The organism is Bacteroidia bacterium, assembly GCA_025056095.1.
In the GTDB taxonomy this organism is placed as follows: Bacteria; Bacteroidota; Bacteroidia; order JANWVE01; family JANWVE01; genus JANWVE01.
Genome location: JANWVW010000009.1, coordinates 23,761 through 31,813 on the forward strand (window position 1 = coordinate 23,761; position 8,053 = coordinate 31,813).

5 protein-coding genes are annotated in these 8,053 nt (G+C 34.6%); all 5 read right to left on the reverse strand.

What is annotated here, in order from left to right:
- Positions 1-50: 50 nt before the first annotated feature.
- The 5 genes from NZ519_01535 to NZ519_01555 are packed head-to-tail and all read right to left on the reverse strand — an operon-like array spanning position 51 to position 7,929.
- A complete protein-coding gene (locus NZ519_01535; GenBank protein MCS7027421.1) occupies positions 51-1,139 on the reverse strand; it encodes a hypothetical protein in 1,089 nt (362 codons plus the stop codon).
- 57 nt (positions 1,140-1,196) lie between these two features.
- A complete protein-coding gene (locus tag NZ519_01540; protein MCS7027422.1) occupies positions 1,197-4,613 on the reverse strand; it encodes a hypothetical protein in 3,417 nt (1,138 codons plus the stop codon).
- 5 nt (positions 4,614-4,618) lie between these two features.
- Positions 4,619-6,106: a tubulin-like doman-containing protein gene (locus tag NZ519_01545; protein ID MCS7027423.1), complete on the reverse strand. Its 1,488-nt coding sequence runs from the start codon at positions 6,104-6,106 to the stop codon at positions 4,619-4,621.
- A 5-nt stretch (positions 6,107-6,111) separates the two neighbouring features.
- Positions 6,112-6,549: a hypothetical protein gene (locus tag NZ519_01550; protein MCS7027424.1), complete on the reverse strand. Its 438-nt coding sequence runs from the start codon at positions 6,547-6,549 to the stop codon at positions 6,112-6,114.
- Between the two features lie 6 nt (positions 6,550-6,555).
- Positions 6,556-7,929 (reverse strand): hypothetical protein, encoded by a 1,374-nt coding sequence (locus NZ519_01555; GenBank protein ID MCS7027425.1) that lies wholly within the window; start codon positions 7,927-7,929, stop codon positions 6,556-6,558.
- Between the last annotated feature and the right edge of the window lie 124 nt (positions 7,930-8,053).

The window sequence follows — 8,053 nt, forward strand, 5'->3', positions numbered from 1 at the left end:
AAATATCCCAGAAAGGACCAATAATTCTACTTCATGCATAAGTGATTTTGTTATTGGTTAAAATAAATTCTGATTTTTTGAATTATCACCCATTTATCACCTCTAAGTTCTACCTTTCCAGGTTCAGTATGGCTAAATACATTATCTTGTGTCTCTTTCCACCCTATTTTTTCCACTAAGCCTGGTTTAAGAATTCTATCTTGGTGTTTAATTATTAAAACTTTATTATCTTTGACAATATCGAATCTACCAGTTTCGCCTTCTGCTTCTACTATATAACAAGCATTCTCATCGTAGCTGTTTATACTGTATTTTTGTAAAAGGCAGTTATCTTCAATAGCTGATGTGCCAAAATAATACGTATTCACGGCAAATACAGATTTAGATTGTGAATTTTGGGTTTCATTTAGACTCTGCTGTGCGATTTGGTTTCTGATTTCATTCAGATCAATTGTTATTTTGTTTATTTTGGTGATTTCATCTTTCAGGGGATTTAGATTTTGAGTTATTTTTTGAATTTCTGTATCTAAATTATTTATCTTTTCTTTTGTTCTTTCTGTTGAGTTTTGTATGTTTTGTTGAGTTTTGCGTTGAAGGATAAAAAACACTACCACAGGCAAAATAATGGATAAAGCTAAAGCCACCCAAGTAATGAATGGTACTTCACCATCTTTTTTCTTTTCTTGTTCAATTTGCTTCGGATTAGTCTTTTCTTCTATGGTATCTACTTTTGCAGTTTTTACTTCATTTTCTTCGCCCTCCATTTCTAACTTTTGTCTCAATGAGTCTTGGTTTATTATCTTTTGAATTTCTTTAGCGTAGTTGTATAAATTAGGATATTTATTTTTAAATTTCTTTCCATCCTTGAGTCTAATTGTATCGTCCCACTGTATTGTGAAAATAGCTATGTACTCGTCTGTAGTGCGGATTTTACGTGTTCCATTAGCTTCGTTGTTTCTAATTGTAACCATGTTTTTTATTTCGTTACCTAGAGCTTTTTTATCCTTATTGTTATTGTTTTTGACTATTTGATGCTTTGTTAAAGTACTTTCCCAATAGTCAGTTGCTTCCCGCAGTGCGCTGGGATTGGGTGTTTTTTTATCTTGGTTTTGGGCTATGCTGTAAGTATATACAAGCATGCACAATGCAAACAGAGTTGTGTGCCCAAAATACATGAAATGCAGATGTTTCATAGCTTATTCCCCCTCTCTATATTCATGGTTTAACCAGTTTTGAATAACTCCCACTAAGGGATAAAAGAAAGCAGGTTCATCCATAATGCGAGTAGTCTCCAAAGCATCTACTTTGTCGCGGAACTTGTAACCATCGGCAATAAAGTCTTTGTAGTGTTGTTGAGTAACCTCATCCATTGCTTTGAAGAAGCGGTTTTTAGTTTTGTACTCAATTCCAAAGAAATCTTTAAAGTTTAGAACCTCGTCTAGCTTTTTGAAAACTTCATGGAATTTCTGGATAACCGACAAGTATTTTTCTACAATTGGTCCATCATTTTTAATATCTTCCCACTTAATTTGTTCGTTTTCATGAATACCCGAGTATTGAGTCTTAATTTCTCTTAGATCGGGCATTTCATCTCTTATGTATAAACCCCCTTTACAGGTAAGTTCTTTAGGTACATCTTTTTCCAAGACAATTTTGATAGAGGGAGTATCTGGGAAGAAAAACTTGAACAGTTCTGTGGTGTACTCTCCGAGAAATCTTTCGCTAGAAAGAATGTTTAAGGATTTGGATGCGGTTCCGCTGAAAAATATTTCTGTGGGTCGGGTAAGTTGTTTAAATTTCATTAGATCTGCAATGTGGTATACAATCGCTGTGTAAAAGTATAATAAAGCTATTTTAAATTCGCTATCATTTGATAGGAGTTTTGCATAATTTAAGGCGGGGTTATCTGCAAAATCTTTATCTAATGAACCCATTTTGAATAAAAAGCTATTGAATTCTGCGGGTTTATGTTTGCAGTCATCAAGGATTTGTCGGATTTGTTGGTATTCTTCGCCTTTGATAATTTCAGTGTATCTTCTGTGGTAGTATTCAGTCAATCTATTGGAGCTTTGCTCATGAAAACCACTACCAAAAATTACTCCTCCTGCAAAGTTGAAAGAGGATAAAAGTTTAGGGACATCTTGAATAATAGCCACATCAGTGGTACCTCCTCCAATATCTATGGATACCACATAGTTGCTTGAACCACCTTTAATTCTGTTCATTGATTTGTAGTAGTAAAAAGGTGGGTAAGATTCAGGGTAGCTTTTTATTGTAGCGTTAGGTAAATGCTTTTTTGCTACTTCGTCCCATATCTCTTCTAGCTTGCGTATTTGCCCTGAGGTCATGCTAGAAGGATAGAACCAGGATAAAGTAACATTATGAGTGCCACATCTATTGGCGGCAGAGATAACGTACAAATGAATAGCAATTTCTTCTAAAAATCTCTCTTTGGCTTGGATATTTAAGGGATCTTCGTTAGAGAGCCACTTCAAATTTGTTTTGTATAATTCGGTACGTGCGTATTGATGTTGTTTAGTGTGGTATGTCCAAGCTATGTTAAAGTCAGAGAGGGCGTAATTGATTCTAGACTCTTTGACTAAATCGCTTTGCAAGATAGCTGTACGCATGGGAAGAGTGTATTGTTTAGTTTCTTTATCTTGATTACAGATAAACAAGTGCATGGAGCGAATTAAGTCCATTTCAGTTAATTCTAGCTTATAAGTTAAGTTTTTTGCCACCAAAGGTGCGGCATTTTGAACTAAATCCTGATAAGTGAGGGGTTTATCGGGGTCATCATTAAATTTATATTGTATATGCGTATTGGTAGTACCAAAATCCACAGCGAAATGAATCCTGTTTGCTAATGCCGATGCAGATTTGAACTTAGGAATGATGATACCTCGAGCATTATGTGAAGGTAAAAAAACTTGTAGATAGTCAAAGCTTTGTTCTGCGGGAACAATGTAGTAGTAAATACTAGGGTTTATATCATCTTTATTCATCCTTTGCGTTTTAATAAATAGGTCTTCTTTAATTTTTTCTGTTCCCTTAAACAAAAATAGCTCTATGTCTTTTGTCTTTTTATTATTATCTATGAGTTGAATGCGGTACTCGCCTGTGTTTAATTTGAATATAGGATACAAGACAAGGTTAAATACAGTTTTGAGAATAGCTCCTTTATTTTGTGTTTCTGATATATCAGGCTGGTTATTAGAAAGTTCATAATATGTTCTTTCATAAGTGATAATTTCATTTTTTTGTATGGGTATGCGCAGTGTAACTATGACAGAGTTCCTGACCCCTTCTTTTATTTCAAACATTTTTTTATCACCTTGTACGTTTCTGTCAAGGTCTTCTAGTGTGAAGTATTCAAAAAATAAAGGTTTAAGGGGTAGGAGGTAGCTTTTTCGCTCTTCGGTAGTTTTTTGACTAATATTTTCGTAAAAGTAGTGTTCGGTATTAAAGGAGTAGGGTAAAGTAATTAAGTAAGGTTCCAAAAAGTCGTCTACAGTTAGGTAAGGGTACTTGAATGCAACTCCAGGCAGAACTCTTTGGTTCAAGTCTTGTTGTGGGTCTTTGTAGGGTACACGGGTTTCAGGGTTCCAGAAGCTATTTATATAAGTAAGTGGGAGATTAAATTGTTCTGTGGGTAGTACCAAAGGTAATTTTTTGTTATCATCCGCAGGGAATAAAGAAGGTTTAATCACAAAATCACTTTTTGATGCGCTTTGTTCAATATTTTGTTGTTTAACTCTGCCTAAGTAAACCCCTCTCAAAGGCTGAATATAATCCCCTTCTGTATTAGCTTCTAATCGGTCAAAATTTTTGTCAAAAGTTTCCTTCGTGTAGCTTTGAATTTCAGTGTATAAAGAAGAATTATTTTTTCTTATCTCTTCCTCTAAGCATCGCTGCATGTATTCCCATAATAAGCGAGTAGAGTCGCGTTCAAGTAGAATATCATTTTTTTTGAATATGGCAAATAGTATTCTGATAAAATCAGGGCTGCGTTTGTAGAGCGGATAGTACTCTTGGTCAAATAGAGTATCATTTTCAAATTTTATTCTCAATCCTTTCTCATAGAGATTATTCGGAGAAGGAAAGAATAAAGTTGCTGGTGAAGTGCCCCCTACAACAAAGCTATCTATTTCAATGATATAGATATTTTCTAATAAATCAAAATTATATGTCTCTTGGTCTTGTTGAAGATAAATTCTAAGTGTATCTCCGAGGGTTTTATGGGCAGAATTAGAACTTTTGGCTAATATTTCCAGTTCATTTTTGGCTTTCCATGTGATAATCTCAACCTTGTGTTTATTTCTCAGGGCATGCTTAAAGAAGAAAGTTTGAGCTACATCTAACATGTCCGAAATGGTCTTATGGTAGATGGTTTTGCCATCCAAAGGCATTTTTTTATCTTTTAACTGCATAAGTGCATTTCGGACTAAATCCATATTAGCAAATGGAGTAGGAATAGAAGTGATTTTATACAGACTAGAAGCTCCCGCAGGATCCTTTATGCTCTCTATTTCTTGGGTAGTATAATGGCTGCTTTCCATCCAGCCCTCAATGGAAATTCTACCCTTAGTATGTAATCTGAATACTTTTCCCATAATCGTTAAAAATTAAGCTGTTTTTTTTCAATAATACTGCTAGTAGATACAGACATTAAAGACAAAAATCTTTTGAAGTTGGAGATATCTTTTGAAAGGTTTTTGGATGCTGTATTTAAAGCATCTTCAAAAACCTCATAATCACTCTTTGAACCAAATAAAGAGAAACCTTTCTTCGGTGGTTGGATACCCTCAATAGATGAGAACAGTTCCTCTTTATTACCTTCATTGAGCTTAAAGGGTTTGAATGCTATTCTGTTCCCCGCCATCTCTTCCAGCCATTCCTTGTAGTAAGAAAGAAACTTTTTCATATCTTCATAGCTACTATCTCCAAGGTTAATCTTACTATCTTGTACCCAAGGAGATTTACTTTTAGGGGCATTTGGAAGTTTATCTTCAAAATAGCGATACATAAAGTAAAATTGTATCATCGGATTTTGAATTTTCTTTCTCTCTTTATGAGAGAAGTGGGGGAAGTGGACAACATGAATGTTGTCTTCAACCAGTCCAAACTCCTTTGCAAAAGTTTGTGATGCTCGACCCATCTCTGTACTTAATCCTTGTAACTCTACAAAATCAAATACAGACAATGCACTGATAAACTCTACAAAATGGGCTCGGTTCTCTTGTAGTTGTCCACCTTCTGCATTTTTGTACGTGGCATTTTCATTATCTCCAACATAATACAATATATTTAGCTCTTTGTTGGGAATAATTGTATGTTGATAATAATCTAGAGCCGCCTTAGCTTTAGAAATAAAAGTGTTACTGTTAATCTTGCTATTAGCGTCATTTTCAAGATTAAAGTAAGGGAGTACAGTAATTGCTCCTATGATCGCATTTTTTATGTAATCGTGTTTAGGTATACTTTCTGATGGATTACGCAGGTTTTTGAGTAAAATAGGAAAGCCTGATGAACCTGTACCGCCAAAAATAGAGCTGATAATGAATATTTTATCGTTCCTATCAAATGAACTAGCAAAGGAATTAAAGAAATCCGATTGGGAGAATTGATTAAGCACAACACTTCCCATATTCGGATTACCCTTAAAGCCCACATCAAGAGGTGTCTCTAAATTTTCATCAGAGAAAAGTAAGCGGCAGAGGGCTTGTGTTTCTCGTGTAAGAGTAGATAAACTAATGTAGTCTTTAAACTTTTTACTCTGAATACCTTGAATTTTTTGGGTGAAAGCATCCTCATTCATAGTGGAGATGCTATTAGCGTCCATTTCCTTTGCAATGGAGTATAGCGTGCTAAGTTTCACCTTGAAGAATTCGCTTTGACTAAGATCTACATTGTTGCGGATACGTGTATACAAATCGACAATACTCAATGTCTTATTTAAGTCCCCATTACCTTTATCAGGATCTACCAGGATAGGGACAACGGTATCTATTCCACTTAGAGGTACTCCATTAGCTAAAAGGAAAGTGAAGTGCTTAATTACTCTAGCACCCGTACCCCCGATTCCGAATAAAAATAACTTTGCCATAAGAATTAAAAAGGTATCCGCTTGCAGTTTGTACTAAAATTCTTAATTACCAAAGAATAAATAAAATAAAATACAAGTGTCCATAGTAACACAGTGAGCGCCCAACCCCAAGTATCTCCTGATGTAATCTGCAATTCTTTACAATACATTTTGTTCGCTACGTCATTGCTCACTTTCACGTAAGCCCATATAAAAGGAATCAAACCCGATACCAGCCCAAATAAAAACCACGTGATGATTTTACTTAGTTTAGGGCGGTCAATCACCAAATAGTACATCAATGAAAAAAACAGGGGGGATAGAATAGAAACTAATCCGATAGTGTTATAGAATGCCCCTGCATCGTATGCTTTACATCTCAAATTAAAGCCCCTGAGATGTTCTCCTAAATCTTTGCTATACAAAGATAGCAGTTCAAAGATAGCTGCAAAGATGTCTGTCATATCTGTTTAATCTTTGATGATTATATTAAATATGTGTAAAGTATTTTTGTTATTTTTTACTAAATTAGCAATCAATTCATAAAGTCCAAAAGTTTTTGTTTTTTCTTTTTCTTCATCACTGATATTCAATGAATTATTTTTTATCCATTCAGGCATATTGTTTATTTTAAGTGAGAAACTTAGTTGCGTAGGAATTGGGGCAGCACTCGTTACTACAAAACGATATTTTTTATTTTCGCCTTCTTTTTCTATGCTTATATGGTCAATTTTATAGTTCTTATCAGAAAGTTCGTAGTTGTTTTTATCTAAAAGGTATGCTTCGCCGTACAAAGATTCTAAATCTTCTAGCCCTGATACGTCAAAAGTAAATTTGATATCCTTCGGTTTATCTATTCTTATTTGGTTGTTACGTATATCTATGGATACATTACGTGCGTTAATTTTACCTTTGAGCAGATGAACGTGGGCAGTAGTTTCAAAAGGGCTTAGTGAAAAGAACTCTCCAATGGCATTCTCTTTCCAAAAATCCATTTTTTTGAGGTTAATAATTTGCTGGGGTGTGCCTATAAAAAGCAAGTAAAACGGGCGTTGTACTTGGATATTGGCTTTACGATTATTACTGAACCAATAAAATCCATTGAAATCCACATTGTAGCCCAACAAGTAGAAACTTTTGTCCCTGATATCTATACCATTTAACATTTCTAAGGCATTTATCGCATTATCTGAGTAGTGAGAAGTGATTAAGTCTGATACAAATATAATTACATTAGACTTATCTGCTCTTTGGGCTATCTTAGGAATTAAACGATGAAAAAGCGAACTTAAACCTGTGGTTTTATTTAGCTCTGTGGATAAATCTTTTTCTAAGTATTCTCTTAATTGTTCTTTGTCTTTGAAAGTTTGAGTTTTAGTACATTGTGCTTCAGAGTCCATTAGGCAGAGATTTACTTTATTTTTTTCAACCATTTTAGCAATTTTTTCGTACAGGATACCGTTCATGGTTTTAGACATACCTGCTTTTTTGATGTATCCTTTGGTAAGGTCGCTGCCATCTATGTAAATATGATATTCTACGGGTTTTTCTGCGTCCCATTCTATTTTACAATGTTCTGTTTTTTTGAGGTATTCTACGAATGCAGTGCTATCTAACTTACCTTTTTGAATGCACCATTTTTCGTTAGTGTACCCTTTTTCAGCCTCAAATGTTTGTTTGAATGCTTTAAATTCAGGTAAAGTAATTTTTTTATCCTCGCACATTTGAATGAGTTTGAGTTCCCATTGTTTTGCTTTTTTTCCACAGGCGGCAAAAAATATAGGAATCCAAAATAGTACTAGAGGGTTAAAGGTAAATAGCTTATTAAACATGTTTTTCTTCACGATTGCAAAATTAGTTAATTTCTATTTTTTACAAAAATAGTGTTTATATTTTTGGGCGTGCCCTTGCCCGCGTTTCGCTAACGCTCATGCGGGCAAGGTCGGCGTGCTGCGGGCTACGCTAACG

What these genes read in the sequence shown, in the direction of transcription:
- NZ519_01535 (MCS7027421.1), bottom strand. Translation starts at nt 1,139, where the DNA reads ATGCTTGTATATACTTACAGCATAGCCCAAAACCAAGATAAAAAAACA.
- NZ519_01550 (MCS7027424.1), bottom strand. Translation starts at nt 6,549, where the DNA reads ATGACAGACATCTTTGCAGCTATCTTTGAACTGCTATCTTTGTATAGC.
- NZ519_01540 (MCS7027422.1), bottom strand. Translation starts at nt 4,613, where the DNA reads ATGGGAAAAGTATTCAGATTACATACTAAGGGTAGAATTTCCATTGAG.
- NZ519_01545 (MCS7027423.1), bottom strand. Translation starts at nt 6,106, where the DNA reads ATGGCAAAGTTATTTTTATTCGGAATCGGGGGTACGGGTGCTAGAGTA.